This window comes from Kribbella sp. NPDC048928 (assembly GCF_043197975.1).
In the GTDB taxonomy this organism is placed as follows: Bacteria; Actinomycetota; Actinomycetes; order Propionibacteriales; family Kribbellaceae; genus Kribbella.
Genome location: NZ_JBICUC010000002.1, coordinates 699,711 through 724,862, shown reverse-complemented (window position 1 = coordinate 724,862; position 25,152 = coordinate 699,711). Strand labels below are relative to the sequence as shown.

General features: G+C 68.2%; 25 protein-coding genes and 1 pseudogene. 11 read left to right on the top strand and 15 right to left on the bottom strand.

Going from position 1 to position 25,152, the window contains the following annotated elements; all coding sequences use genetic code 11:
• Positions 1-245: 245 nt before the first annotated feature.
• Positions 246-2,375, bottom strand: a complete 2,130-nt coding sequence (locus ACGFI6_RS10395) for an MMPL family transporter (RefSeq protein WP_393117003.1) — start codon at positions 2,373-2,375, stop codon at positions 246-248.
• 73 nt (positions 2,376-2,448) lie between these two features.
• Here ACGFI6_RS10395 and ACGFI6_RS10390 point away from each other — a divergent pair, with 73 nt between their 5' ends.
• Complete coding sequence (locus ACGFI6_RS10390) at positions 2,449-2,775, top strand: PadR family transcriptional regulator (protein ID WP_393117002.1); 327 nt, start codon at positions 2,449-2,451, stop codon at positions 2,773-2,775.
• Here the strand turns inward: ACGFI6_RS10390 and ACGFI6_RS10385 are convergent.
• The 4 genes from ACGFI6_RS10385 to ACGFI6_RS10370 are packed head-to-tail and all read right to left on the bottom strand — an operon-like array spanning position 2,755 to position 4,728.
• The gene (locus ACGFI6_RS10385; protein ID WP_393117000.1) at positions 2,755-3,408 is read right to left on the bottom strand and encodes a permease prefix domain 1-containing protein; all 654 of its coding nucleotides are present in this window, start codon (positions 3,406-3,408) and stop codon (positions 2,755-2,757) included. The genes ACGFI6_RS10390 and ACGFI6_RS10385 overlap by 21 nt on opposite strands.
• Before the next feature lie 29 nt (positions 3,409-3,437).
• Complete coding sequence (locus ACGFI6_RS10380) at positions 3,438-3,830, bottom strand: DUF2784 domain-containing protein (RefSeq protein WP_393116998.1); 393 nt, start codon at positions 3,828-3,830, stop codon at positions 3,438-3,440.
• Positions 3,827-4,480 (bottom strand): GNAT family N-acetyltransferase, encoded by a 654-nt coding sequence (locus tag ACGFI6_RS10375; protein ID WP_393116996.1) that lies wholly within the window; start codon positions 4,478-4,480, stop codon positions 3,827-3,829. Before ACGFI6_RS10375 ends, ACGFI6_RS10380 begins: the two co-directional genes overlap by 4 nt.
• 47 nt (positions 4,481-4,527) lie before the next feature.
• Positions 4,528-4,728: a hypothetical protein gene (locus ACGFI6_RS10370; protein WP_393116994.1), complete on the bottom strand. Its 201-nt coding sequence runs from the start codon at positions 4,726-4,728 to the stop codon at positions 4,528-4,530.
• Between the two features lie 180 nt (positions 4,729-4,908).
• Between ACGFI6_RS10370 and ACGFI6_RS10365 the strand changes: the two genes are divergently transcribed.
• The 5 genes from ACGFI6_RS10365 (at position 4,909) to ACGFI6_RS10345 (ending at position 9,333) form a co-directional block, all read left to right on the top strand.
• Entirely contained in the window at positions 4,909-6,219 is a 1,311-nt protein-coding gene (locus tag ACGFI6_RS10365) for a PLP-dependent aminotransferase family protein (protein ID WP_393116992.1), read from the top strand.
• Between the two features lie 131 nt (positions 6,220-6,350).
• Positions 6,351-7,298, top strand: coding sequence for a D-alanine--D-alanine ligase (locus ACGFI6_RS10360; RefSeq protein ID WP_393116990.1), 948 nt, complete (start codon positions 6,351-6,353; stop codon positions 7,296-7,298).
• Between the two features lie 5 nt (positions 7,299-7,303).
• Entirely contained in the window at positions 7,304-8,143 is an 840-nt protein-coding gene (locus ACGFI6_RS10355) for an SURF1 family protein (RefSeq protein ID WP_393116988.1), read from the top strand.
• Positions 8,140-8,493 (top strand): DUF3817 domain-containing protein, encoded by a 354-nt coding sequence (locus ACGFI6_RS10350; RefSeq protein WP_393116987.1) that lies wholly within the window; start codon positions 8,140-8,142, stop codon positions 8,491-8,493. The genes ACGFI6_RS10355 and ACGFI6_RS10350 overlap by 4 nt, the downstream gene beginning before the upstream one ends.
• Positions 8,494-8,535: 42 nt before the next feature.
• The gene (locus tag ACGFI6_RS10345; protein WP_393116985.1) at positions 8,536-9,333 is read left to right on the top strand and encodes a class I SAM-dependent methyltransferase; all 798 of its coding nucleotides are present in this window, start codon (positions 8,536-8,538) and stop codon (positions 9,331-9,333) included.
• A gap of 147 nt (positions 9,334-9,480) precedes the next feature.
• Here ACGFI6_RS10345 and ACGFI6_RS10340 read toward each other — a convergent pair whose 3' ends face one another.
• From ACGFI6_RS10340 to ACGFI6_RS10295, 10 genes and pseudogenes are all read right to left on the bottom strand, one after another.
• A complete protein-coding gene (locus ACGFI6_RS10340; RefSeq protein WP_393116984.1) occupies positions 9,481-10,266 on the bottom strand; it encodes a RibD family protein in 786 nt (261 codons plus the stop codon).
• 885 nt (positions 10,267-11,151) lie between these two features.
• On the bottom strand, positions 11,152-12,117 hold the full coding sequence (locus tag ACGFI6_RS10335) for a ParB/RepB/Spo0J family partition protein (protein ID WP_393116982.1): 966 nt from the start codon (positions 12,115-12,117) through the stop codon (positions 11,152-11,154).
• 165 nt (positions 12,118-12,282) lie between these two features.
• Entirely contained in the window at positions 12,283-13,218 is a 936-nt protein-coding gene (locus tag ACGFI6_RS10330; RefSeq protein ID WP_393116980.1) for an AAA family ATPase, read from the bottom strand.
• A 521-nt stretch (positions 13,219-13,739) separates the two neighbouring features.
• Positions 13,740-14,375: a 16S rRNA (guanine(527)-N(7))-methyltransferase RsmG gene (gene rsmG, locus ACGFI6_RS10325; protein ID WP_393116978.1), complete on the bottom strand. Its 636-nt coding sequence runs from the start codon at positions 14,373-14,375 to the stop codon at positions 13,740-13,742.
• Between the two features lie 49 nt (positions 14,376-14,424).
• Positions 14,425-14,937 (bottom strand): protein jag, encoded by a 513-nt coding sequence (locus tag ACGFI6_RS10320; protein ID WP_393118107.1) that lies wholly within the window; start codon positions 14,935-14,937, stop codon positions 14,425-14,427.
• A gap of 331 nt (positions 14,938-15,268) precedes the next feature.
• Positions 15,269-16,195: pseudogene (gene yidC, locus ACGFI6_RS10315) on the bottom strand (membrane protein insertase YidC); the annotation flags it as partial.
• A gap of 66 nt (positions 16,196-16,261) precedes the next feature.
• Complete coding sequence (gene yidD / locus ACGFI6_RS10310; protein ID WP_393118106.1) at positions 16,262-16,573, bottom strand: membrane protein insertion efficiency factor YidD; 312 nt, start codon at positions 16,571-16,573, stop codon at positions 16,262-16,264.
• Complete coding sequence (gene rnpA / locus ACGFI6_RS10305; RefSeq protein WP_393116977.1) at positions 16,573-16,914, bottom strand: ribonuclease P protein component; 342 nt, start codon at positions 16,912-16,914, stop codon at positions 16,573-16,575. Before rnpA ends, yidD begins: the two co-directional genes overlap by 1 nt.
• Positions 16,915-16,940: 26 nt before the next feature.
• Positions 16,941-17,078 (bottom strand): 50S ribosomal protein L34, encoded by a 138-nt coding sequence (gene rpmH / locus ACGFI6_RS10300; protein WP_130386492.1) that lies wholly within the window; start codon positions 17,076-17,078, stop codon positions 16,941-16,943.
• A 1,190-nt stretch (positions 17,079-18,268) separates the two neighbouring features.
• Positions 18,269-18,616 (bottom strand): hypothetical protein, encoded by a 348-nt coding sequence (locus tag ACGFI6_RS10295; protein WP_393116974.1) that lies wholly within the window; start codon positions 18,614-18,616, stop codon positions 18,269-18,271.
• 576 nt (positions 18,617-19,192) lie between these two features.
• Between ACGFI6_RS10295 and dnaA the strand changes: the two genes are divergently transcribed.
• The 5 genes from dnaA (at position 19,193) to ACGFI6_RS10270 (ending at position 25,148) form a co-directional block, all read left to right on the top strand.
• Positions 19,193-20,878: a chromosomal replication initiator protein DnaA gene (dnaA, locus tag ACGFI6_RS10290; protein ID WP_393118104.1), complete on the top strand. Its 1,686-nt coding sequence runs from the start codon at positions 19,193-19,195 to the stop codon at positions 20,876-20,878.
• Positions 20,879-21,347: 469 nt separating this feature from the next.
• Positions 21,348-22,493 (top strand): DNA polymerase III subunit beta, encoded by a 1,146-nt coding sequence (gene dnaN / locus ACGFI6_RS10285; RefSeq protein ID WP_393116972.1) that lies wholly within the window; start codon positions 21,348-21,350, stop codon positions 22,491-22,493.
• A 25-nt stretch (positions 22,494-22,518) separates the two neighbouring features.
• Positions 22,519-23,439 (top strand): phosphogluconate dehydrogenase (NAD(+)-dependent, decarboxylating), encoded by a 921-nt coding sequence (gnd, locus tag ACGFI6_RS10280; RefSeq protein ID WP_393116970.1) that lies wholly within the window; start codon positions 22,519-22,521, stop codon positions 23,437-23,439.
• A 1-nt stretch (position 23,440) separates the two neighbouring features.
• Entirely contained in the window at positions 23,441-24,580 is a 1,140-nt protein-coding gene (gene recF, locus ACGFI6_RS10275) for a DNA replication/repair protein RecF (protein WP_393116968.1), read from the top strand.
• A complete protein-coding gene (locus tag ACGFI6_RS10270; protein WP_393116967.1) occupies positions 24,573-25,148 on the top strand; it encodes a DUF721 domain-containing protein in 576 nt (191 codons plus the stop codon). Before recF ends, ACGFI6_RS10270 begins: the two co-directional genes overlap by 8 nt.
• Positions 25,149-25,152: the final 4 nt, after the last annotated feature.

Genomic DNA, 25,152 nt, shown 5'->3' with positions numbered 1-25,152 from the left:
CCGTCGGAAGAAACTGCCGGCCCCCGACCCGGTTCGTGCCGATGGGTTGGTCAGCGAGCTCATCGACGAGCAGCGCCGGTGATCGGCTATCTCGATACAGCGGCATTCGTCCCGCTGATGGTCAGCGAGCCGAGTAGTGCGGCCTGTCGCCGCGTCCGGCGACAAGCGGCTTCTCGATGCGTGGAAGTCGTTGGGGTTGGCAACGTTCGACACCAACACACCCGAGTCCGTGGCTTGAGTTCGCGCTACGAATGATCCTCGAGCTTGATCGTTGGCAGGAAGCGATTGAGGGGTTGGGGTAGCCACCAGGCTCGATTGCCTAGGAGGCGCAGGATGGCGGGGACGATGATGCAGCGGATCAGCAGGGCGTCGAGGAGTACTGCGGTGGCCAGGCCGAGGCCGAATTGCTTGAGCATCCGGTCGGGGCTCAGCAGGAACGCGCCGAAGACCACGATCATGATCGCGGCGGCCGCGGTGATCACGCTGCCGGTGGTCGCGAGCCCTTCCCGTACGGCGGCCTGCGCGTCCTTGGTGCGCCGCCACTCCTCGTGGATCCGCGACACCAGGAACACCTCGTAGTCCATCGACAACCCGAACACGATCGCGAAGATCATCACCGGGACGAACGCCTCGATCGGCCCCGCCTGCGCGCCGAACCAGCCCAGCTGGAAAACCAGCGTGATCACCCCGAGCGAGGCGCCGATGCTGAGCAGGTTCAGGAACGCGGCCTTCAATGGGATCAGCACCGACCGGAACACCGCCATCAGCAAGAGCGCCGACAGTCCGACCACCACCAGTACGAAGATCGGCAGCCGCTGACTCACCGCGGCCGCGAAGTCGTCCGCGGCGGCCGTCGACCCACCGACGAGGTACGTCGCGTTGGTCTGCGACTCGAGCTTCGGCAGCGTGTCGTCACGCAACCGCTGGACGAGATCGCTCGTCGCCGCATCCTGCGGGGCCGACTTCGGGAACGCCAGAACCGTGGCGACCTTCCCGTCCGGTGTCAGCTGCGGCGGAGTCACCGCGGCGATGTCGGGATCCGCGGCCAGCGTCTGCCCCGCGACCTGTGCCGCCTCCTTGCCGCCCTCGGTGACGACCACCAGTGGTCCGTTGAACCCGGGCCCGAACCCGTCCGCCAGCAGGTCGTACGCCTTCCGGCTGGTCTTCACCGGATCATCGGTCCCCGCATCCGCGAACCCGAGCCGCATCCCGAACGCCGGCAGCGACAGCGCGATCAGTGCGAGCACCCCGACCACCAACGGGATCCACGGCCCACGCTGCACAACGCCGGCCAGCTTCCGCCAACCGTCGCCAGGGGTACGGCGCTGTTTCGCGGCATGCTTGCGCACGTTCCGCTCGATCCGCTTGCCGAACAGCGTCAGCAACGAAGGCAGCAACGTGACCGCCGCGAGCATCGTCATCAGCACCGTCAGCGTGACGCCGAGCGCCACCCCCTGCAGGGATCCGAGCCCCAGCGCCAGCAGCCCGAGCAGTGCGATCACGACCGTGCAGCCGGCGAACATCACCGATCGCCCGGCGGTGTCGAGGGCAACGACCTTCGGATCGGCCGTGCCCTTGAGCAGCTCGTGGCGGTACCGCGAGAAGATCAGCAACGCGTAGTCGATACCGACACCGAGCCCGACGAGCATCATCACCGGTGTCGTGTACTCCGGCACCGTGAACAGATGCGATGCGAGCATCAGCAGCGCGACCGTACTGCCGACGGCAAACACCGCGGTCAGCAGCGGAAGTGTTGCCGCGAGCAACGATCCGAAGAGGAACACCAGGATCACCAGTGCGGCCAGGATCCCCGCACCCTCGGAGATGCCGCCCGGACTCTCCGCGGCGTTCCGCGCGAGATCCCCGCCGGCCTCCACCTGGAACCCGTCCCGCGCGAAGTCCTGCGCGCGATGGATGATCGTCCGTACGTCGGCGACCGGCATGTCCGTGGCCGCGACGTCGAGGCTCACCGTCGAATACGCAGCACGTCGATCTGTCGACAATGCACCCGGAGCCGCGAACGGGTCCGCAACCGAGGCCACATGCGGAAGCCCGCGGATAGCCGCGAGCATCGACGCGACCCGCGGCTTCTCCGCCTCGAGACCACCGTCGGCCCGGACGACGATCTGCACCGATGCCGTGTCGCCCTTGGGCTGATGGGCGGTGAAGATGTCCGTCACGCGTTGCGAGTCGGTGCCCGGCAGCGAGTTGTCGTTCTTGTAGTTGGCGCCGACCACCGTCGCGGCGGCGGTGACCGCAGCCAGCACCAGCACCCAGAGCAGGAGTGCCAGGCCGGCGTGCCGCATTGCCCAGCCCGACGCCCGGTGCAGGAGCCCGGGCCGGGTCGCTTGTCGGATCGGAGTGTGCACGGTCATCGCGAATCCTCGATAAGTAGAATGGCTACATGTTGCCTCTCGACATTAACACGCATATGAGTAGACTGGCTACATGAAGGCGGATGCTTTGCGTGGACACCTGGACCCGATGATCCTGGCGGTCGTCGAGCACGAACCGCTGCACGGCTACGCGATCATGGAGGCGCTGCTCGACCGCAGCGGCGGCGAGCTGGACCTACCGACCGGCACGCTGTACCCGGCGTTGCGGCGGCTCGAGCGCGCGGGCTACCTGGCCAGCGAGTGGAGCACGGTCGGCGGCCGCAAGCGCCGTACGTACCAGCTCACCAGCTCCGGGGTGAAGATGCTCGCCTCCGGCAAGCAGGACTGGCTGACGTTCCGAGCGGTCGTCGAAGGGGTGCTACGCCCGAGCCAGGCGTAGCCCGCGGGCGGCCTGGATGCTGACCAGCACGAGCGGCAGCACGACGAACGTACCGACCACGCCGAACGCGGGCACACCCGGAGTGTGGACGCTGGTCGCTGCCATCAGTACGCCGATCCCGGCAACCAGTGCGGAGCCGACAAGGGCGAAGAGTGCCGTCACGCGGCTCAGATGCTCGCGGACGACGGGGTAACGCACCCCGATCCCGGTGCCGAGCACGGCGAGCACCGCGCCGACGATCACCACACCGCCGATCGCACGCACGCCGGTCTGCAGCAGGGTATTGAGTGCGGTCGCCGTTTCTGGCTCCTGCGTCCAGATCCAGGCGCCGCCCTGCCAGACGATCGGCTGGATCATCAGCGCGATCAGCAGCATCATCGCCGTGCGCCGGCTCTGGCTGATCGCCAGCTCGGAGCGATACCCCGGGACGACGTCGGCGAGGTCGCCGAAGTCGGCGACGGCCTCCCGTTCCGCCTCGTGTCGCTCGCACCCGTCGGCCTCGAACGCCTCGGTGGCGTCGGTCAGGTGGTCGCGGGCCTCGGCCAGCAGATCGGCCTTCCGCCGCCGCGGTCCCCTGAGCTCCCGGCTCAGCGCCGCCAGATAGTCGTCGACCGGCGTACTGGTTCTGGACACCCCATCAGTATGCGCATCCCGCGTCCTCGTCACTTCCGGGGTCCCACTGACTCGTCCCTGACCTTCGAGCGCCGCCGATGCCGTACGACGAAGTAGCCGGCGTACCCGATCACGACCAGGGCGAAGCCGACCTTCTCCGCGACGGGTGTAGCGCCCGTCGGCCACAGGTGTCCCTCGAGGTAGTGGCTGATGTACCCGCCTGAATAGACGGTCTCGCCGCCCAGCCGGCGGAAGTACTTCTCGGTGGCGGTCACAGGGCAGCCGAAGTCGACCAGGACGATGACGAGGTTCCACGCGACGATGGCGAGGTGTAGCCAGATCAGCCTCGGCCAGCGCCAGGCGAGGTATGCGCCGACCACGAAGAACAGCAACAGGGCGCCGTGCACGACCATGACGCAGTCGGCCAGCACCCGCCAGATCATTCGGGGCCCGACCTCAACGCGTCGCGGACCGTCGCCGGGGTCGGCGGTGAGTGCTCGGGGCGGATCGCTCCCATCAGCCGCTCGACGGCGGCCTCCATCTCACTGCGCCAGGTGATCGTCGAGCGCAGGTCCAGCCGCAGCCGCGGATTGCGTGGATGCTCCCGAACCACGCCGAACCCGACCGCGCGCAGGAACTCGGTCGGCCACACACAGCTCGGCCCGTCCCACCGGGAGTCGCCGAACGCCTCCACAGCACGGAAGCCGCGCTTCATCACGTCCTTCACCACCGCCTGGACGAGGACCTTCCCGAGCCCAAGGCCCAGGTACCGCGGCAGGATCCGGCCGGTCGCCAGCACCACGGCGTCCGGACTCACCGGCGCGGTCGGGAACGCCTGGATCCGCGGCAGGTACTTCGCCGGTCCATAGACCGCGAACCCGGCCGGCTCGTCGTCGACGTACAGCACGATGCCGGCGGTCCCCCAGTCGAGCAGCAGCTGGGACAGCCAGGCTTCCTTCTCGAGCGCGGTGTCCCCGTTCCGGCCCGCCTGGCGCCCGGCCACCGGGTCCAGCTCCCAGAACACGCAGTCACGGCACGGCACCGGCAGCTCGTCCAGGTTGGCGAGCGTCAGCGGTTCGAGCCGTCGAGCCATCAGTGCATCCGATCAGGGATACCGGCTGTTAGGTTCGTCACGATGCGTCATCGTACGGCCGGCTCGGCTGCCGGTTCGGGGACCACGGACGGGGTCCGCGCGTCCGGAGTACGGGTCGCCTCCGGCGCGACGTACCGCTGCTGCACCTTCGCGGCCGGTTGCCGCCGGAACAGCTCACCGGCGAACCCGGCCAGCACACCCAGCAACAGGCCGGCGAGTGTCCAGCCAGCTGTCTTGCCCACGCTCATTCCGTTCCACCTCTCAGGCCGCACCGGACTGGCCGGCTGTCTCAGCAGCCAGATTCCGGCATGGTCGAACCTGCCCCTATAAGGCATGGTAGTGAGAGGTCACGCCGATCCCCAGTCCGGACCGGGGTCTGTCGACGTAACCTGGTGACTTCCCCCTCGATCACCGTTGGAGCGATCCTCGTGAGTGCTGACGTGCCCGATGTCCGGCAGACCCGACTCGACAACTACGTCGAGGCGTACGCAGCCCGGACCAAGGGCATGACCGCATCGGAGATCCGCGCACTGTTCTCGGTCGCGAGCCGGCCCGAGGTGGTCTCGCTCGCCGGTGGCATGCCGAACATCGCCGGCCTGCCGCTGGACGTGGTCGGCGGCGCGGTCCGCGACCTGGTGATCGACAACGGCGCCGTCGCGATGCAGTACGGCTCCGGCCAGGGCGACCCGACGCTGCGCGACCAGATCTGCGACATCATGCGGCTCGAGGGCATCGAGGCGCACCCCGACGACGTGGTCGTGACCGTCGGCAGTCAGCAGGCCGTCGACCTGGTGACGCGGGTGTTCTGCGATCCGGGCGACGTGGTGATCTGCGAAGCACCGTCGTACGTCGGTGCGCTCGGCGTCTTCCGGGCGTACCAGTGCGAGGTCGTACATGTGGCGATGGACGACGACGGTGTCGTACCGGAGGCGCTGGAGCAGGCGATCGCCTCCGTCCGCGCGGCCGGCAAGCGGATCAAGTTCTTCTACACGATCCCGAACTTCCACAATCCGGCCGGCGTCTCGCTGTCCGACGAGCGCCGGGCCCGGGTGCTGGAGATCTGCCAGCGGGCGAATCTGCTCATCCTGGAGGACAACCCGTACGGCTTGCTCGGCTTCGAGGGTGAGCCGCAGCGTGCGCTGCGTGCGGACGATCGGGAAGGCGTCATCTACCTCGGCTCGTTCTCGAAGACGTTCGCGCCCGGGTTCCGGGTCGGCTGGGCGGTCGCGCCGCACGCCGTCCGGGAGAAACTCGTGCTGGCGCAGGAGTCCGCGACTCTCTGCCCCCCGACGTTCAGCCAGCTCGCCATCTCGTCGTACCTGGTTCGGCACGACTGGATGGGGCAGGTGAAGCAGTTTCGCGAGATGTACCGCGAGCGCCGGGACGCGATGCTCGCCGCCCTGACCGAAAAGATGCCGGCGGCAACCACTTGGACGCGGCCGCGGGGCGGCTTCTACGTCTGGCTGACGCTGCCCGAGGGCCTGGACGCGAAGGCGATGCTGCCCCGCGCGGTCACGGCGCGGGTCGCGTACGTCCCCGGAACGGCCTTCTTCTCCGACGGTTTCGGGTCCCAGTGCATGCGCTTGTCGTACTGTCATCCGACGCCGGAGCGGATCACCGAAGGAGTCGGCCGGCTCGCCGCGGTGATCAACGAGGAGCTCGAGCTCCGGCAGACCTTCGGCCCGCTGCCCCCGGGCGCCGGACGCGACTACGACGCTCCGGGGCCGGAGCTCACCTAGTTCCAGGTGCAAAGGTTGCGCAAGGGACCAACGGGTGGCCGGGGGTCCATGACGCGGTAGGGGTACCGTTCCAGTGGGCCTCGGGGCCGGCGCCGCGCCGGAGACGCCCACGAGTGATCGGGATATTTGTGATGAGTGATCTGGGTCGAGTGCTGGTATTGGCCGGCGGACTGTCGCACGAGCGGGACGTCTCGCTGCGGTCCGGCCGGCGGGTGTCGGACGCCCTGCGCAGCGTCGGCGTGGAAGTCGAGCAGCGCGACGTCGACGCCTCCCTGGTCGACCGGCTGCGCGAGGATCGGCCGGACGCCGTCTTTCCCGTCCTGCACGGCGTCACCGGTGAGGACGGCGCGCTCCGCCAGGTCCTCGACCTGTACGGCGTGCCGTACGTCGGCGCCGACGCGGCAGCCTGCCGTACCGCGTTCGACAAGCCGGTCGCGTCCACCGTCGTCGGCGCCGCGGGCCTGCGGACACCGGCATCGGTCGTGCTCGGGCACGACACGTTCCGCGAGCTGGGCGCTGCCGCGCTGATGCAGGCGGTCGTCTCCCAGATCGGACTGCCCCTGGTGGTGAAGCCCGCGCGCGGTGGTTCGGCGCTGGGTGCCTCGATCGTACGGTCGGCGGACGAGCTGCCGTCGGCGATGGTGAACTGCTACGCGTACGGTCCGGTCGCACTGATCGAGCAGTACATCGACGGCACCGAGGTGGCGGTCACGGTCGTCGACATCGGCGACGGCCCGCGGGCGCTGCCTGCTGTGGAGATCCGCCCGGACTCGGGGTTCTACGACTACGAGGCGCGGTACACCGCCGGGGCGACGCAGTTCGTCGTGCCTGCCCGTCTTGAGCCGGAGGCCGCCGGTGCGTGCGCGGCAGCCGCCGTGGAGGCGCATCAGGCGCTCGGGTTGCGCGACCTGTCCCGGACGGACCTGGTTGTGGACGCGGCCGGGATTCCGTGGTTCCTGGAGGTCAACGTCGCTCCCGGGATGACGGAGACGTCAACCGTTCCGCTGGCCGCCGAGGCCGCCGGGATCGAGCTCGGCGTGCTCTGCCGCGACCTGCTGGCCACCGCTGCCGCTCGTTGACGTTGATGTCCGACCCTGCGCCCCAGCCCCTCTGGCGTACTGCGATCGCGCCGCGGTGGATCGGGCTGCTCGTACTCGCGCTGGCGATTGCCGGAGTGATGACCCTGATGGGCGTCTGGCAGCTCGGCGTCTACAAGTCGAAGACCGCTGAGGCCACCGCCGAGCGAGCGGCCGCTGCGCCGGTTGCGTTGCAGTCGCTGTTCTCAGTCGACGAAGGACTGCCGGCGAAGGCGGTCGGCCGGCAGGTGACGATCGACGGGACTTGGGGTCCGGTTGCGGACCAGGTGTTCATCTCCGGTCGTCAGCAGGACGGGCGCGACGGGTTCTGGGTCGTGTCGCCGCTGCAAGTTTCCTCGTCGTCCTCTTCCTCCGACGCCGTGATGGTCGTTCGTGGATGGGTTCCGTCGACGTCCACTCCTGCTGCCAAGGCTCCGGCTGGGCCGGTGTCGTTGCGTGGCGTTGTCGTTGCATCCGAGGCCGAGGACTCGTCGGACGATGCGGCGAAGGGACGAGTGCTGTCGTCGCTGCGGATCCCGACCATCGTGCACCTGGTCAAGTACCGGGTGTACGACGCGTTCGTCGTACAGACCGCGGTGTCCGCCGGCATCGTACAGTCGCCTGCCCCGGAGGCTGTCGTGCCGCCTCCCCCACCGACGGATCACGCCGGCCTGCGCAACGTCGCGTACGCCTTCCAATGGTGGATCTTCGCCGCCTTCACGCTCTGGATGTGGGGCCGGATGGTCCTCGACGCACACCGGTCCGAGGACGCCGACTCCGCAGCGGACGCGGACGATGCCGACCAGGGCGGGGAGCGGATGGAGCCAAGCGGTACCGTTTCAGCGTGACTTCCTCTGCCGACCCTGCCACCTCCGCCGGTGCGCAACCACTCACCCCGGCTGTCCGCGGCGCGCTGACCCGGTACCGCGTGATCGCGTACGTCGTCGGCGTAATGCTGCTCCTGCTGGTGTTCCTCGCGATGCCGCTGAAGTACTTCGGCGACAACCCCGGCGCGATGAACGTCATCGGCCCGCTGCACGGCTTCCTGTACGTCGTGTATCTGCTGCTGACCTTCGACCTGTTCCGCCGCGTTCGTTGGTCGTTCCCGCGACTCGTCCTGATGGCGCTGGCCGGCACGATCCCGTTCCTGTCGTTCTACGCCGAGCGCAAGACGTCACACGAACTCCTCGGCCGCTAATCCCGTTGTACGGCGAGGGTGTGCGCCCTTAGCGTCTGGCGCATGCCCAACTCCGTCACCGAGGCGAACCGTGCCAGCTGGAACCAGATTCATCATGCTCGCCCCGGCGAGCCCGCGTCGTACTTCGTTGCCGGCGGCACCACTCTCTCCCCGGAGGAGCTCGCCGCGGCGGGTGATGTGAGTGGCCGCCGGGTCCTCCAACTCGCCTGCTCCTGCGGGGACGAAGTCTTGTCCTGGGCACAGCTCGGCGCGGCAGTGACCGGTGTCGACATCTCCGAGGTCGCGCTCGAACTGGCTGTCGCGAAGTCCACTGCGACCGGAATCCCGGCTGAGTTCATTCGCGCCGATATGACTGCACTGCCGGAGTCGCTGACCGACTTCGACCTGATCTACCTGAGCTGGGGCGCGATCTGCTGGGTCCCCGACCTGACCGCTTTCGCCGGCTCGATCGCGACGCGCCTTGCGCCGGGCGGCTCGATCCTGATCGCTGACCATCACCCGGTCTGGGAGATCCTCTCCGTCCAGGGTCCGAACCACCTGTCGGTCAGCTCGGACTACTTCGCTCGCAGCACACCGCTCGCCACCGTCGACAATGCCAAGCGACCTGTGGGTGCTCGCGACAATCCGGACGCCCCCACGTTCGCTGCTTTCATCTGGCCGCCGAGTGATGTCATCACGGCACTGCTCGCCGCCGGCCTGACGCTCACCAGGTTCCAGGAGTCCGCCGAGGCCGAGATGTACGAAGGCCTGGGTTCGACCGCCGCGCAACTCCCAGCGACGTACCTGATCCAGGCGACTCGCAATGTTTCACATGAAACATTGCGAGAAGCCGACAGATAACTTTGTCGACAAATCCCCATGCCGAGATAGTGTCGTAGTTAGGACCACGAAGTATCTCCGAGAGCGCCATCCTAAGCCGCCGCGGCGAACTTACATCTCTGTGATTCTGGAGCTCCTGGCGCAGGATTCGCGGCGTCTTCGGGCGTGTCAGAGTTGCCCGTCAGGCTGACTCTCGGGTAGGGCGTAGTGAAGCCGGACGGATCCGCCCGCATCCGACTGCACCGACAGCAATTGCAGTCCGGTCGGAGCCTCGCCCACGGCGAGCGGCCGTCCGTCCATGATCGACGGTGTGCCGAGTCCGCCAACCAGCGCCGGCGCCAAGGTCAGATGCAGTTCGTCGACCAGGCCGGCCCGCAGCAGCGCACCGTTCAGTCCACCACCCGCCGTCGACAGAACGCAGCTCACCCCAAGCTCGGTGCCCAGAGCGACCAGCGCTCGCGTCAGGTCCACGCGTTCCTCGCCGACCACCAGATAGCAGACCCGTTCACGACGGAGGTACGCGAGATAGTCGGCCGGCGTAGAACGCGCCACTAGCACCAGCACGTCCCAGTCAGCATGCTTCTCCGTCCAGCGCACCCGACCGCGGCTGTCGACCACGGTCAGCCAATAGTGCGGTGGCGATGGCTGATTGGTGATGTCCTCGGGAAGGAAGTGCGTGTAGAGCACCGGCGCATCACCGTCGTACGCGGGCAACTTGTCCGGGATCTCGCTCTCGCTCACGAAGCTTCCACTGCCCTCGAGGACCGCGTTGCACCCGTACTGTCGGCTGACCAACTCGAGGGCGTCGATCGCGACCGAGTCCGGGGCCGGTGGCGTCATCGATCCCCAGAGCTCCGAGCTCGGCTGGTGCATGAGGAGCGCGTTGCGGGTAAGCGCGACCTTCCCGTCGACGCTGGCTCCCACACTGACCACCACGCGCGGTCGCTTCTGCACCGTAGACCCCCTCCGCCTCCCTCAACACCACCCACCAGAACTACCACCCCCCACCGACATTCACCGCGCACCGGTGGAGGCCGGTAGACGGAGAAGGACGGTAGACGGAGAAGGACGGCGGCCGGGTCACGGATGGCGGGCGGGTCACGGCGGGTGGCGGCGGGCGGATGATGGACCGCGGGCGACGGGCGGCGGCGGGCGGCGGCGGGCAGCGGGCAGCGGGCAGGCGGTACGAAATCCCCCGGGGGACGCCGCAAAGGCGCGGATGCGCACGGTCAGCCATCTGTGCGGCAGCGACGGCCGTCAGGGTGCTGTCCTGGGCCCCGCGCCCTCCCTCCCCCTCCTTCTCCCCCTCCACCTCCCTCGCCCGCTCCACCTCCACCTCCTTCCCCCGCCCGACCTCCTTCGCCCGCCCGACCTCCCTCGCCCGCCCGACCTCCACCGCCCGCTCCACCTGCCGGCCCGTCGTTCGCCGAGTCGTGGCGGATGGTTCAGCCCCCGGCACGTGAGTCGTGGATCTTGGTCGCCGAAAGCGCCGTTTCCCGAACCGATTTCCACGACTCGACGCGCTGGTGCGTCGGGCGGGGGCTCGATCGTCGGGCGCGGGGGCGTTGGGTGAACGGGACCAGAGCGCGACGGCATCGTCGCGGCGAGCTCGGCCGGGGAGTTGGCGATGTCCTTCGTGCCGAGGTTGGTGGCGGGTCTCGCTGACGAAGGTTCCGTTGACCTGGACGCTCGCGCTGCAGGCGTACTGGTCGGCGGATAGCTCGAGGATGCTGATTGGCTCTGCGTCGTCGGTCCTCTGGCTCGCTCAACGGCAGGTATCAGAAATGCCAGCGCCCGCCGACAATTCGGCGGGCGCTGGTGGAGAGACGGCAGTACGGGTCAGGGCCCGGTCACCTTGTTCGGGTCCATCAGCCCGACGATGCGCTCGAGGTCGTCCAGAGTCGCGAACTCAACGGTGATCTTGCCCTTGTTCTTTCCGAGGTCGACCTTGACCCGGGTCTCGAAACGGTCGGACAGCCGATCAGCCAGGTCGACCAGACGCGGGGCGACAGGCTTGTTGCGGCGCCGCGGAGCGACCGCATCGTCGTCGTTCATGTCGCCCAGGGCAACGATCTCTTCGACCGTACGCACCGAGAGCCCCTCGGCCACGATCCGCTGTGCAAGGCGCTCGATGGCGTCTCCACTGGGAAGCCCGAGCAGCGCGCGTGCATGCCCGGCAGACAGCACCCCGGCCGCGACGCGACGCTGCACGGAGGCCGGCAGCTTGAGCAGCCGCAGCGTGTTGGAGATCTGCGGACGCGACCGCCCGATCCGGGTCGCGAGAACCTCCTGCGTACAGCCGAAGTCGTCGAGCATCTGCTGATACGCCGCCGCCTCTTCCAGCGGGTTCAGCTGGCTGCGGTGCAGGTTCTCCAGCAGGGCGTCGCGGAGCATGTCGTCGTCCGACGTCTCGCGAACGATCGCCGGGATCGTCGCCAGGCCGGCCGCCTGCGTGGCGCGCCACCGGCGCTCACCCATGACGAGCTCGAACCGGTCGTCCTCGAGCCGCCGGACGACGATCGGCTGCAGCAGGCCGATCTCCTTGACCGAGTGGACGAGCTCATCCATCGCGTCTTCATCGAAGACCGTTCGCGGCTGCTTCGGGTTCGGGGTGATCTTCTCGACGTCGATCTCGGCGAACGAGGCACCCGGGACCACGGCCAGCTCCGGTCCCCCTGCCGTGGCCGGCTGCTGAACCGGAGGCGCGCCCGGGATCGAGTTCGACTTGCTGCCGAGGGTTGTGGTGCCAGGCGCCGGCGAGCTGGGAATCAGCGCACCAAGTCCGCGTCCGAGTCGGGTATTCATCGCGCTCCCTCGAGTTCGACATCCTGCTGAGCCAGTGCTGACCTACCACAACGCCTGCCGGATGCCGTCACACTCACCTCGGCCCCCGCGCTCCGTTCCACGTGAAACGGTGCCACACAACGCCACCGTTTCACGTGGAACGCTCGCCTGTCACACCGCGGAGCTTCAGGGGTTGTTCCGCAGCGCGATCTCGCGGGACGCTTCCAGGTACGACAGCGCGCCCGCCGAAGCCGGATCGTACGCGAGCACGGTCTGCCCGTGGCTCGGCGCCTCCGAGATGCGGACGGACCGCGGAACGGCGGTGCGCAGTACGGCGTCCTTGAAGTGCCCCCGTACCTCGGCCGCGACCTCGCCGGCGAGCTTGGTACGGGCGTCGTACATCGTCAGCAGGATCGTGGAGACGTCGAGCCCGGGATTCAGGTGCGACTTCACCATGTCGATGTGGCGGAGCAACTGCGAGAGCCCCTCGAGCGCGTAGTACTCGCTCTGGATCGGGACGAGCACCTCGCGCGCGGCAGTCAGCGCGTTCACCGTCAGCAGGCCGAGGGACGGCGGGCAGTCGATGAACACGTAGTCGTACTTCTCGCCGGCGCTTTCGGTCTCGGCGAGGTACGCCTCCAGGACGCTCTTCAACCGGCTCTCACGGGCCACCAGGCTGACGAGCTCGATCTCGGCGCCGGCCAGGTCGATCGTGGCCGGGATGACCTGGATTCCAGGGTGCTCGGCGCACGGCTGAATCAGCTTGCTCAGCGGCTCGCCTTCGATGACCGCCTCGTACACCCCCGGCGTACCTTCGGCGTGGTCGATCCCGAGGGCCGTCGAGGCGTTGCCCTGCGGGTCCAGATCGATGACGAGGATCTTCGCGCCGTACAGCGCGAGGCCGGCTGCGACGTTCACCGTCGTGGTGGTCTTGCCGACGCCACCCTTCTGGTTCGCGACGACGAACACCCGGGTCTCGGCGGGGAGCGGGAACTCACGGCCCATCGTGCGTCCTTCATTCACCAGCAGGGTCCGTTCGGTCGCGGCGGCGATCGGAGTCTCGAGGAGTCGTCGCTGAAGCTCGTCCGACGTGGCCCGCGCGGCGATCTGTGCGGCAGTCATAGCGCCCATTCCAATAGGTGCGGGACTTGGCCCGAAGAGGATGTCTGTAGGGGTCGGGGCGGGTCTGCCCCCAGCTCCATCCACAGGCTTCTGTGGATGGATTCCCGTGTGCGGGGGCGGTTTCGACCGGTCGTCATCCACAGGCGGTGGAGACTCCGACAGGTCCGGCTCGATGTCCGTCAAGGACGCCGAATCGGGCCCGGAACCATCATCCCGCATGTCCGGCGTTTCACGTGAAACGGAGCCGGACTCAGCAGCAGTTTGTACGTCTAGGCCGGCCGCGGCGGCGGCCTGCAGACCCGAAGTGTCGATCGGCGGAACACTGACGGCCGGCCGAGTTGTCGCGGCCGGGGACGCAGTCGCGACCGGAGGTGCGGGGGCCGGGGCGAGATCGGGCGACGGGTCCTGAGTGACCACGCGGACGGTGGAGTCCGCCTCGGTCGGCCAGCCGATGCCCTGCGATGACCTCGGTTCGCCGGTGCTCTTCTCAGGCCATCCGAGGGCACGACTCACCAACCCGCTCACCTCCCGTGTCTTCCGTGCCGGGATCCCCCTGCAGCACGTCCGGCCACAATACTCACGACAGTCGTGGGGAGGGCCAGTTCATCGCCGCCGAGTTGGTGAATATGACAAACCTCTGCACCAAGCTTCATCAGTTCGCGCTCTGAGCCGTCCAATTCCTCCTCTGCGGACGACCCTTTCATGGCCAGCATCAGACCGCCTTCGACACAGAGCGGCAGGCACCAGCGCGCCAACTTGCCCAGCGGAGCGACCGCTCGAGACGTCACCACGTCGTACGACGCCGGCGGCAGATCCTCCGCGCGGGATCGTACGACCGTGGCGTTGTCCAGCTCGAGCGACTCCACCGCCTCCTCGAGGAAGGTCGTCCGGCGGAGCAACGGATCGACCAGGTCGACGTGGAGATCGGGCCGAACGATCGCGAGGACGATGCCGGGCAGCCCCGCACCGGTGCCGATGTCGGCGACCGACGACTCGTCCGGAATCAGGCGCTCGACGACCGCACAGTTCAGCAGGTGCCGGTCCCACAGCCGCGGGACCTCCCGCGGTCCGATCAGACCCCGGAGCGTGCCCTCGGTCGCGAGCAGTTCCGCGTACGCCGAAAGCCGGACCGCCGCCCGTGGGAACAACTTGTCCACGAGCGGCGGTGTTTCACGTGAAACGAATTCGGTCACTGCAGTGCGACCATCATGGCTGGATCACCACGCGGCGGCGGGGCTCCTCGCCCTCCGACTCCGACGTCAGGCCGGCGGCCGCCACGACATCGTGGACGACCTTCCGCTCGAACGGCGTCATCGCGTCGAGCCGCACCGGCGTACCGGTGGCCTTGGCCTCCTCCACAGCCTTCCGGCCGACCTCTTCGAGCTCGGCCTTCCGGTTGGCGCGGTAGTTCGAGACGTCGAGCATCAGCCGCGACCGCTCACCGGTCTCCCGGTACACGGCCAGGCGGGTCAGCTCCTGGAGCGCCTCCAGGACCTTGCCGTTCTCGCCGACGAGGTTGTTCAGTTCGGCGCCGACGATCGAGACCGCGGCCCGGTCACCGTCGATGTCCATGTCGATGTCGCCGTCGAGATCGGCGATGTCGAGCAACTCCTCGAGGTAGTCGGCCGCGATGTCGCTCTCGGCCTCGAGTGCCTTCAACCGGTCGCTGCCGGAACTCTTCGGGCTGACCGACTCGTCCGCCGTCTCGGTGTTCTGAATGCCGTCGCTCACGGCCACTCCTTCGAATGCTTCATAGTGTCGAGGTCCGCCTCACGGGGACCCGGGTCGATCAAAGGGGAGAACGGCGCGCGCGCAGGCGTCAGCGCGAGCCGCCGGAACGCTTCTGCGCCGCCTTCCGCTGCGCGGCCGACTTCGCCGCGGGCTGGCGCTTGCCTCCGGACCCCTTCTTGCCGGCCGGCTGCTTCTTGGCAACACCGGCCTGAGTCTTCTTCTTGGGTGCATCCTGCTTCGGCGCGTCCTGCATCGGCTCGGCGTCCTCGGTCGTCTGCCCGTCGCTCGACGCGGCCGAGCCGGTCCCGACGGGGCCCGTCTTCCGGTCGCTACGGGACTGACGCTTCGGCTGCTGCCGCTGCGCCGGGCGGCGGTCCGACCCGGTGGCGGTGTCGGTCGCGGCACCGGCCGTGCCCGGAACGTTCTCGTCGGCCGGGCGCCCGTGGCGCAGGTTGGCCTCGCGCTTGCGGGCCTGCATCGAGTCGTAGGCCGGCGTCCCCGGAGCCGGGTTGCGGCGGATCACGTAGAACTGCTGGCCCATCGTCCACAGGTTCGAGATGAACCAGTAGATCAGCACACCGATCGGGAAGTTGAAGCCACCGATCAGGAAGAAGATCGGGAAGACGTACAGCATGACCTTCTGCATCTGAGCGGCCTGGCCGGTGAGGGCCTCCTTCGGCATGTTCTTCCGCATCAGCTGCAGCTGCGTGGTGAACATGGTCGCCGTCATCAAGATGATCAGCACGATCGCGACAACCTTGACGTTGCCGGCGCCGTCGCCGCTCGCCTTCAGGAAGGTCTGCGAGATCTCGGCACCGAAGATCTTCGCGTGCTGCAGCGAGTTGACGTGCGGCTTCATGATCTCGCTGTGCCACTGGCCCTTGGCGGCGTAGTCGAGCACCCGGAACAGCGCCAGGAAGATCGGCGACTGCAGCAGCAGCGGCAGGCACGAGGAGAACGGGTTGGTCCCGGTCTCCTTGTACAGCTTCATCATTTCCTGACCGAGCTTCTCCCGGTCGTGGCCGTACTTCTTCTGCAGCTCCTTCATCTTGGGCTGCAGGAGCTGCATGTTCCGGCTGGAGCGGATCTGCCGGACGAACAGCGGGATCAGGATGGTCCGGATCACGATCGTCAGACCCGCGATCGACAGCGCCCAGGCCCAGCCGCCGTTCGGGTCCAGGACCTGGCCGAGCAGCCAGTGCCACCCGACCAGCAGTGCGGATACGGCCCAGTACAGCGGCGTCATGACCGTGTTGAACAGGTCTACGATCCCGTCCCACACCGCGAGCCCGGGGATGGCCAGAAGAGTCACTCACACACCTCGCTGCACAGGCCCGGCGTCGGCGGACGGTCCGGGCTGGTTGGCGGAGACTGACTCTCCGCGCTGGTCGACATCTTTGGGTGGAACGGGGTCGTAGCCTCCGGGGTTCCACGGGTGGCAGCGGATGAGTCTCCTCATCGCCAGCCAGCTACCGCGCACCGCACCGTGGCGCTCGACCGCTTCCAAGGCGTACGCCGAACAACTCGGGTAGAACCTGCACACCTGCCCGTACAGCGGGCTGATCAACAGACGGTACAGCTTCAGGAAGCCGATGATCCCGCTGCGCACGGGATTGATCCGCATCATGACTTCTGCAATCGCCGAAGCGCACCGTCGACGTCCGCGACCAGGTCGTCGTACGACGCCGTCGCGGACGAAGGCAGTGCGCGAACCACGGTCAGGCTCCCGGCCGGCAGGTCGGGCAGTCGCGTGGCCAGGACAGCACGAAGGCGGCGGTGGACCCGGTTCCGCAGAACCGCGTTGCCCACCGCCTTGTTCACAACGAACCCGACGCGCGCAGGACCGGTGTCGCCGGTCGCTGCCAGCTGATGGAGAACCACCGCGCGCCGCGCCGCGCGCCGTCCGGACCGGACGGCGCGACTGAAGTCGTCGGACCGGCGCAACCGGTTCGACGCGGGCAACACGAGGTGGTCACCGTCGCTGAGGTCGCTCAGGCCGCGAGGCGCTGGCGACCCTTGCCACGGCGGGCGGCGATGATGGCGCGACCCGCACGGGTACGCATCCGAAGACGGAAGCCGTGCTTCTTGTGCCGGCGACGGTTGTTCGGCTGGAACGTCCGCTTGCTCACTGGAATGACTCCGGTTACTCGAGATCACAGAATTTGTCGACAAATCCACTGATCGGATCTGTCCCTTGGTGCAGTCCTGCACATCGCCGGAAAACCAGTGGGATGGTCCCGCAGGGAGCGCAGCACGAAACGGCCGGCTCAACACCGACCGATCCACGGTACGTGCCTGCCTGTGGACAGGTCAAACCGGGTATCCCCAGAGTTTTCCACAGCCTTGTGGACAGAGTAGTGGGTAACTGGTTGCCGCCGTTCTCGTCACTGTCCGGACCGAGCTGCCACAGAGAGCGATCGCCAACCATGGTTACGCTCCGGCGTCTACCCGACACGCCGGAGGTTGCCCCCAATTTCCTGTTCATAGCCTGTGGATGACGGCTTGAAGGTGGCTATCCAGACTTGTTAGCGTCACTCCCTCACACCAGAGGTCACAGACCCCGCCATCGGTAACCAACCTGCTCCGGCGGTCGTTCACAACTGTGGACAACCGTGTGGACAGCGAGTCGGGACGGTGTCGGGTCGAACGGTCGCGCCGCCCGGATCATCCGGAACGCGCCGGCCACCGCAGCGATGGATTCGGGGAGCAACGCGTGGTCGAGGACCATTCCGCCAGTGCGGAATTCACACCGGTGGAATTCACGCCAGCTGAGCACCGGACGGACCACGGTGCCGAACCGCGGCAGGACCTGCGGCCCGAACCCGACGCGGACATCCGCCCTGAACCCGAGGCGAACTTCCGCACCGAGGTCCCGCCGGCACCAGAACCTCTGCCCCGCGCTGATGCCCCGCCGCGCCCCGATGCTCCGCCCCGTCCCGAGCCGCAGCGGAGTGAGCCTGCGCCGCGGACGGAGACGCCCCGGACCGAGACGCCGCGGATGGACCCGGGCGACTACCTGAGTCCTTCGCTTCCGATTCCGATGCCCGAGCCGTCGGTCTTCGGCTACCGTCCCGCGCCACCGCAGGCGCCGTACGAATATCGCTCCGAGCTCGAACGGGCGGCCACCGATCTTCCGGCCGGCCCACCTATGCCCACCGCTGGTACGACCTACTTCGGTGCGGCCCCGGCCGTCGGCAACTACCGCCATCCCGGCAATGCCTGGGGTGCTGCGGAATGGGGTACCGGCAATGCCAACGCAGCTGGCTCGGTACCGAATGAGGGCGAGGCACGTGTGGACAACGCAGCCACCAACCAGTGGTCACCGGACGACCGAACCGCCAAGCAGCCCGTTGCCGAACAGTTGCCGCCCGAACAGTTGCCCCTCGAGCAGCCGCCGCACGAGCAGCTGTCGCTCGAGGACGCCCAGACAGACGGACCGTCTGAGGAGCAGGCACCCGAGCAGCAGCCCGCCGAGCAGCCCCAGCCACAAGCCGCTCACCCACAAGCTCCTCAGCCGCAAGCTGATCAGCAACCGTCCCAGCCGCTCGCCGCACAGCCACACTCCCAGCCGCACGCCCCTCAGCAGTCCCAGCCGCTCGCCGCTCAGCAGTCTCAGCCGGACGCCGCTCAGCAGCAGTCCCAGCAGCAGGCTCAGGTGATGCCGCACCGGTTCCAGGCGATTCTGCAGCAGTCCGCACCGGACCAGGCCTCGCCGCAAGCACAGGTGCCGCAACTGTCCGACGGACGGCAGCCGCAGCACGAGCAGGCGCCGTACCAGACCCAGCAGCAATCTGACGGGCAGCAGCAGTCCACTCCGCAGCAGACCCCGGTGCACCAGCAACAGCAGCTCGGGCAGCAGCAACCGCAGCAACCTCAGCAGTCGGCGTCGCACCAGCAGGAGCCGCAGCAACCCCAGCAGTCCGCACCGCACCAACAGGATCCGCAGCAGTCGCAACAGTCCGCGCCGCACCAGCAGACTCCGCAGCAGCACCTCCCCCAACAAGCGGCGCCACAACAGTCCGGCCCGCAGCAGGCGGCCTCACAACAGCACGCTCCTCAGCAGGCGGCTCAGCAACAGCCGTCAGCCCCACAACACCAGCCCGCTCAGCAGCAGCAGTCGGGCCAGCAGCAGTCGGCGTCGCACCAGCACGCACCGCAGCAGGCCGCACCTCAGCAGCACGCTTCCCAGCAGGCCGCTCCGCACCAGCACGCACCTCAACAGCAGTCGGTGCCGCAGCAGCAGATGGGGCAGCAGCAGGTGCGGGCGGAGGCGCCGGCGGCTACGGATCTGGGTGAGGCGTGGGCGCGCGTTCTGGCCGGCCTGCCGCCGAACCAGCGCGCCTGGCTGACGAACTCGCGCCCGGTCACGCTGCATGAAAGTACGGCGATCGTCGCGGTCCCCGACGACTTCACCCGCGGGCAGCTCGAGACGCGTCTCCGTCCCGACCTCGAGCGGATCCTCACCGAGAGCTTCGGTCGCGACATCCGCATCGCCGTCACGGTCGACCCCTCGCTCGACCCGGAGCTCGGCCAGCAGCAGGCCCAGCAGCAACCGGCCCAGCACCAGGCCCCCCAAAACCAGCAGATCCAGAACCAGCAGGCCCAGCACCAGCAACTCCAGGCCCCACAACAGCAACAGCCCCAGCAACAACAGCAGTACGGGCAGCAGCCCCACCAGCAGCCACCGCCCGTACGCGAGCCGATGCACACCGACGGTGCGTACCAGCCGACCATCCAGTCAGCTCTGACCGACCCCGCCAACGTCCCGCAGTTCAGCCCACCGCCGGCACCGCAGCAGTACCAGCAGCAACAACAGTCGAACTACGGCCAGCCGCTCGGCTCAGTAGCCCCGCCGCCGAACGGTTCCAGCCAGCCCACCGAGGCGCAGGCCGAGGCGCGTCTGAACCCGAAGTACACCTTCGAGACCTTCGTCATCGGTAGCTCGAACCGCTTCGCCCACGCGGCCGCGGTCGCCGTCGCCGAGGCCCCCGGCAAGGCGTACAACCCACAGCTGATCTACGGCGATTCCGGTCTGGGCAAGACCCACCTGCTGCACGCGATCGGCCACTACGTCCGCAGCCTCTACACCGGCGCCCGGGTCCGGTACGTGTCGAGCGAAGAGTTCACCAACGACTTCATCAACGCCATCCGCGACGACAAGGCGTCCCAGTTCCAGCGCCGGTACCGCGATGTCGACGTCCTCCTGATCGACGACATCCAGTTCCTCGAGGGCAAGATCCAGACCCAGGAAGAGTTCTTCCACACCTTCAACACGCTGCACAACGCGAACAAGCAGATCGTGATCAGCTCCGACCGCGCACCGAAACGCCTGGAGGCGCTGGAGGACCGGCTGCGGAACCGGTTCGAGTGGGGCCTGATCACCGATATCCAGCCGCCCGACCTCGAGACGCGGATCGCGATCCTCCGCAAGAAGGCCGCCACCGAACGGCTGACCGCGCCGCCGGACGTACTGGAGTTCATCGCGACCAAGGTGCAGACCAACATCCGTGAGCTCGAGGGCGCGCTGATCCGCGTCACCGCGTTCGCCAGCCTGAACCGGCAGCCGGTCGACCTGAGCCTCGCCGAGATCGTGCTGAAGGACCTGATCCCCGAAGGCAGCAAGCCCGAGGTGACCGCGAGCATGATCATGGGCCAGACCGCGTCGTACTTCGGACTCTCGATCGACGACCTGTGCGGTTCGAGCCGGAGCCGCGTCCTGGTGACCGCTCGGCAGATCGCCATGTATCTGTGCCGCGAGCTGACGGATCTGTCGCTGCCGAAGATCGGTCAGCAGTTCGGCGGCCGCGACCACACCACCGTGATGCACGCCGAACGCAAGATCCGGCAGCTGATGTCCGAGCGGCGCAGCGTTTTCAACCAGGTCACCGAGCTGACCAACCGGATCAAACACCAGGCAAAACAGCAGTAATCAGGACGCACAGGTTGGGGACGCAGCTGTGGAAAACTGTGGGAAACCCCCGCTCTGGCTGTGGATCGGCTGTGGGGACAGAAATCTTCGTCCACGGCTGTCCTCAACCGAAGCGGGCGTCGTCCACACGGCGTCCACATGGCAATTCGTGGCCTGACCTGCGAACTCGTCGCTTTTCCACAGTATCCACCGGTGCGAAGAACACTATGGAATCTATAGAGAGCTCGAAGGCCACAAAACGATCGAGCGGCCCAACCTGGGGAAAACCCCGATCTCGCGCCGGCTGGCCGGACCTGTCAGGCTGTTCCCACAAGCACCACGAGCAGCACCGAGAGCAGCACCGAAACCACCAGCGGTACGACGCCGACGCGACCCGCCCGAAGCGCCTCGTCCGGCCCGATGGGCGCACAGCACACTTGTCCGTGGCAGGATCTGCCTGGCACACAGCCGAAACAGGAGGCACCCAGCGGTGAAGTTTCGCGTCGAGCGCGACGTACTGGCCGAGTCGGTGGCCTGGGCCGCGCGCAGCTTGCCCAGTCGTCCCAGCGTTCCGATCCTCGCCGGCCTTCTGGTCGAGGCCGAGGACGGGCAGATCACCCTGTCCGGTTTCGACTACGAGACCTCGGTCCGGGTCACGGTGCCCGCGCAGGTGGCGGACGCCGGCAAGTGCCTGATCTCCGGCCGGCTTGTCGCCGACATCTCCAAGAGTCTCCCGAACCAGCCCGTGGACGTCGCCGTGGACGGCGCGAAGGCACAGGTCACCTGTGGCAGCTCGCGCTTCACGCTCCAGACGCTTCCCACAGAGGAATATCCGGCCCTTCCGGAGCTTCCGGCGGCCAGCGGCACGGTGAAGGCCGAGGTCTTCGCCCAGGCCGTCTCGCAGGTCGTCACGGCGGCCGGCCGCGAGGACACGCTGCCGGTCCTCACCGGCGTCCGGGTCGAGATCGAGGGCTCGACGATCTCCCTGCTGGCCACCGACCGCTACCGGCTGGCGATCCGCGAGCTGGAGTGGAACCCCCAGTCCCCCGATGCGTCGGCGGCCGCGCTGGTGCCGGCCCGGGTGCTGTCCGAGACCGCCAAGGCGATGACCGGGTCCGACGTGATCGTCTCGCTGGCGGCTCCGGGCACCGGTGACGGCATCGTCGGCTTCGAGGGCCAGGTGTCCGGCGGCAACCGGCGCGCCACCACCCGCCTCCTCGACGGCGAGTTCCCGAAGGTTCGCGGCATCATCCCGACCGATTCGGCGATCGCGACCCGGGTGCGGATCGACACCGCGACCCTGGTCGAGGCGGTCAAGCGCGTCGCCCTGGTCGCGGAGCGGAACGCACCGGTCCGGCTGACCTTCGACGACGACACCGTGACGCTGGACGCGGGCAGCGGCGACGAGGCCCAGGCGTCCGAGTCACTGGAGGCGCGGGTCGTCGGCGATCCGGTGACCGTAGGCTTCAACCCGACGTACCTGCTCGACGGTCTTGGCGCGATCGGTACGCCGGTCGCGCACCTGGCCTTCACGCAGGCGACGAAGCCGGCCGAACTGACCGGTGTCAGGGACTTCGACGGCGAACCGATCAGCGAATTCCGGTACGTGCTGATGCCGGTCCGCCTGAACAGCTGAAAGCCAACAGAACAAGGGGATTCAGATGGAGCTCGGCCTTGTCGGTCTCGGCAAGATGGGCGGCAACATGCGCCAGCGGATCCGCAACGCCGGCCACACTGTGGTCGGGTTCGATCACAACCAGGACATCTCCGACGCCAAGGACCTCGCCGACATGGTCGGCAAGCTGTCCGCCTCCGGTCAGCCGAAGGTCGTCTGGGTGATGGTGCCGGTGCAGGCCATCGACCCGGTCGTCACCGAGCTGGCCGAGCTGCTCTCCCCCGGCGACATCGTCATCGACGGCGGCAACAGCCGCTGGACCGACGACACCCGCCGGGCCGCTCAGCTCGCCGAGAAGGACATCCAGTTCGTGGATTGCGGTGTCTCCGGCGGCGTCTGGGGCCTGGAGAACGGCTACGCCCTGATGTGCGGCGGCGACAAGGCCACCGTCGACACCGTGATGCCGATCTTCGAGGCGCTCAAGCCGGAGGGCGAGTTCGGGTTCGTGCACGCCGGCAAGGTCGGCGCGGGGCACTTCTCGAAGATGGTCCACAACGGCATCGAGTACGGGATCATGCAGGCGTACGCCGAGGGCTACGAGCTGCTCGAGGCGGCCGACATCGTGGACAACGTGCCGCAGGCGTTCCAGTCCTGGCGCGAGGGCACCGTGATCCGCTCCTGGCTGCTCGACCTGCTGGTGAACGCGCTCGACGACGACAACCACCTCGAGAAGATCAAGGGCTACGCCGACGACTCCGGCGAGGGCCGGTGGACCGTCGAGGCCGCGATCGACCACGCCGTCCCGGTGCCGGCCATCTCGGCGGCGCTGTTCGCGCGGTTCGCGTCCCGGCAGGAGGACTCGCCGGCGATGAAGGCGATCGCCGCGATGCGCAACCAGTTCGGTGGCCACGCGGTGAAGGGCGCCGAGGCCGCCGACCCGTCGTACGCCACTCCGCCCAAGCACTGAGGTGTACGTCACCGCCCTGGGTCTGCTCGACTTCCGGTCCTACCAGCAGGCGGAGGTCCAACTCGCTCAGGGCGTGACGGCCTTCGTCGGTCCGAACGGCCACGGCAAGACCAACCTGGTCGAGGCGATCCACTACACCGCGACGCTCGGCTCACACCGGGTGGCGAACGACGCCCCGCTGGTGCGCGCCGGTGCCACCCGGGCGATCGTGCGGACCGAGATCCGCAGTCAGTACGACCGGGACGTGGTCGTCGAACTCGAGATCAATCCCGGGAAGGCGAACCGGGCCCGGATCAACCGCTCGCCGGTGCCGCGGCCACGCGAGGTGCTCGGTCTGCTCCGGACGGTGCTGTTCGCGCCGGAGGATCTGGCGCTGGTGAAGGGCGACCCGTCCGAGCGACGCCGGTTCCTGGACGAGCTGCTGACCCTGCGGGCGCCGCGGATGGCCGGCGTACGGGCGGACTACGACCGGGTGCTCAAGCAACGGAACTCGTTGCTGCGGAGCGCCTCGCAGGCCCGTCGGCAGAACCGTTCGAGTGCCGCCGAGGGACAGCTCCGTACGCTCGAGGTCTGGGACTCGAACCTCGCCCGCACCGGCGCCGAGCTGCTCGCCACCCGCCTCGAGCTGCTGGAGGCGCTGCGCCCGCTGGTCTCCAGCTCGTACGACGCCGTTGCCCGCGGCAAGGGTGATGCGCGCCTGGAGTACAAGTCGTCGGTCGCGCTCGAGCCGGGCGTCGCGTCGCGCGAGCAACTCGAGGAAGTACTCCTGGCGGCGGTCCGGGAGAAGCGCCAGGACGAGCTCGACCGTGGTGTGTCGCTGGTCGGTCCGCACCGCGACGACGTCGTTCTCGGGCTCGGCGACTTGCCTGCGAAGGGGTACGCGAGTCACGGTGAGTCCTGGTCGTTCGCGCTCGCGCTGCGACTGGCGTCGTACGAACTGCTCCGCGCGGACGGGGGTGAACCGGTGCTGATCCTGGACGACGTGTTCGCCGAGCTGGACTCGCAGCGCCGGGACCGGCTCGCCGAGCTGGTGCTGCCCGCCGAGCAGGTGCTGGTGACCGCCGCGGTCGGCGCTGACGTGCCCGCTGAGCTCAGCGGGACGCGCTTCGAGGTGGGTGAAGGGGTCGTTCAGCGTGCCTGAACCCCCGGATTCCTCTGAGAGCCTCCCTGAGAGCGACGCAGCGACCGAGCTGCCGGCCGAGGAAGCGCACGACAAGCAGGGCCTGGAGCTGGCGAAGTCGCTGGCCGGGCGGCTCAAGCAGCAGGCGGCGAAGGGCGGCATCAGGCCGGTCAAGCGCCGCCGCCGGCCGCGCATCGACGGCGCGCAGATCAGCAGCGCCCGCCCCGACGACCGCGACCCGCAGAAGCTGACCAACACCCTCGGCCGCCTGATGCGCGACCAGGGCTGGGAGGTCGACGTCGCCGTTCACGGCGTCATGGCCCGCTGGCCGACCATCGTCGGTCCGGAGATGGCCGAGCACTGCAAGCCGGAGTCGTACGACGACACGGTGCTCACCGTCCGTACGTCATCGACCGCATGGAAGGTCCAACTCGACCTCCTCGTCCCGCAACTGATCTTCCGCCTGAACGCCGAACTCGGCGAAGGCACCGTCACCCAGGTCAAGGTCCTCGGCCCGAACACCTACACCTGGCGCAAGGGCCCCCGCACCATCCGCGGCGGCCGCGGCCCGCGGGATACGTACGGATAGCCGC

Bases quoted from the DNA above. Each gene is read 5' to 3' on its own strand.
- ACGFI6_RS10395 (WP_393117003.1), bottom strand. From the start codon at position 2,375: ATGACCGTGCACACTCCGATCCGACAAGCGACCCGGCCCGGGCTCCTG.
- ACGFI6_RS10390 (WP_393117002.1), top strand. From the start codon at position 2,449: ATGAAGGCGGATGCTTTGCGTGGACACCTGGACCCGATGATCCTGGCG.
- ACGFI6_RS10380 (WP_393116998.1), bottom strand. From the start codon at position 3,830: ATGATCTGGCGGGTGCTGGCCGACTGCGTCATGGTCGTGCACGGCGCC.
- ACGFI6_RS10375 (WP_393116996.1), bottom strand. From the start codon at position 4,480: ATGGCTCGACGGCTCGAACCGCTGACGCTCGCCAACCTGGACGAGCTG.
- ACGFI6_RS10370 (WP_393116994.1), bottom strand. From the start codon at position 4,728: ATGAGCGTGGGCAAGACAGCTGGCTGGACACTCGCCGGCCTGTTGCTG.
- ACGFI6_RS10360 (WP_393116990.1), top strand. From the start codon at position 6,351: ATGAGTGATCTGGGTCGAGTGCTGGTATTGGCCGGCGGACTGTCGCAC.
- ACGFI6_RS10355 (WP_393116988.1), top strand. From the start codon at position 7,304: ATGTCCGACCCTGCGCCCCAGCCCCTCTGGCGTACTGCGATCGCGCCG.
- ACGFI6_RS10345 (WP_393116985.1), top strand. From the start codon at position 8,536: ATGCCCAACTCCGTCACCGAGGCGAACCGTGCCAGCTGGAACCAGATT.
- ACGFI6_RS10335 (WP_393116982.1), bottom strand. From the start codon at position 12,117: ATGAATACCCGACTCGGACGCGGACTTGGTGCGCTGATTCCCAGCTCG.
- ACGFI6_RS10330 (WP_393116980.1), bottom strand. From the start codon at position 13,218: ATGACTGCCGCACAGATCGCCGCGCGGGCCACGTCGGACGAGCTTCAG.
- yidD (WP_393118106.1), bottom strand. From the start codon at position 16,573: ATGCGGATCAATCCCGTGCGCAGCGGGATCATCGGCTTCCTGAAGCTG.
- dnaA (WP_393118104.1), top strand. From the start codon at position 19,193: ATGGGGCAGCAGCAGGTGCGGGCGGAGGCGCCGGCGGCTACGGATCTG.
- gnd (WP_393116970.1), top strand. From the start codon at position 22,519: ATGGAGCTCGGCCTTGTCGGTCTCGGCAAGATGGGCGGCAACATGCGC.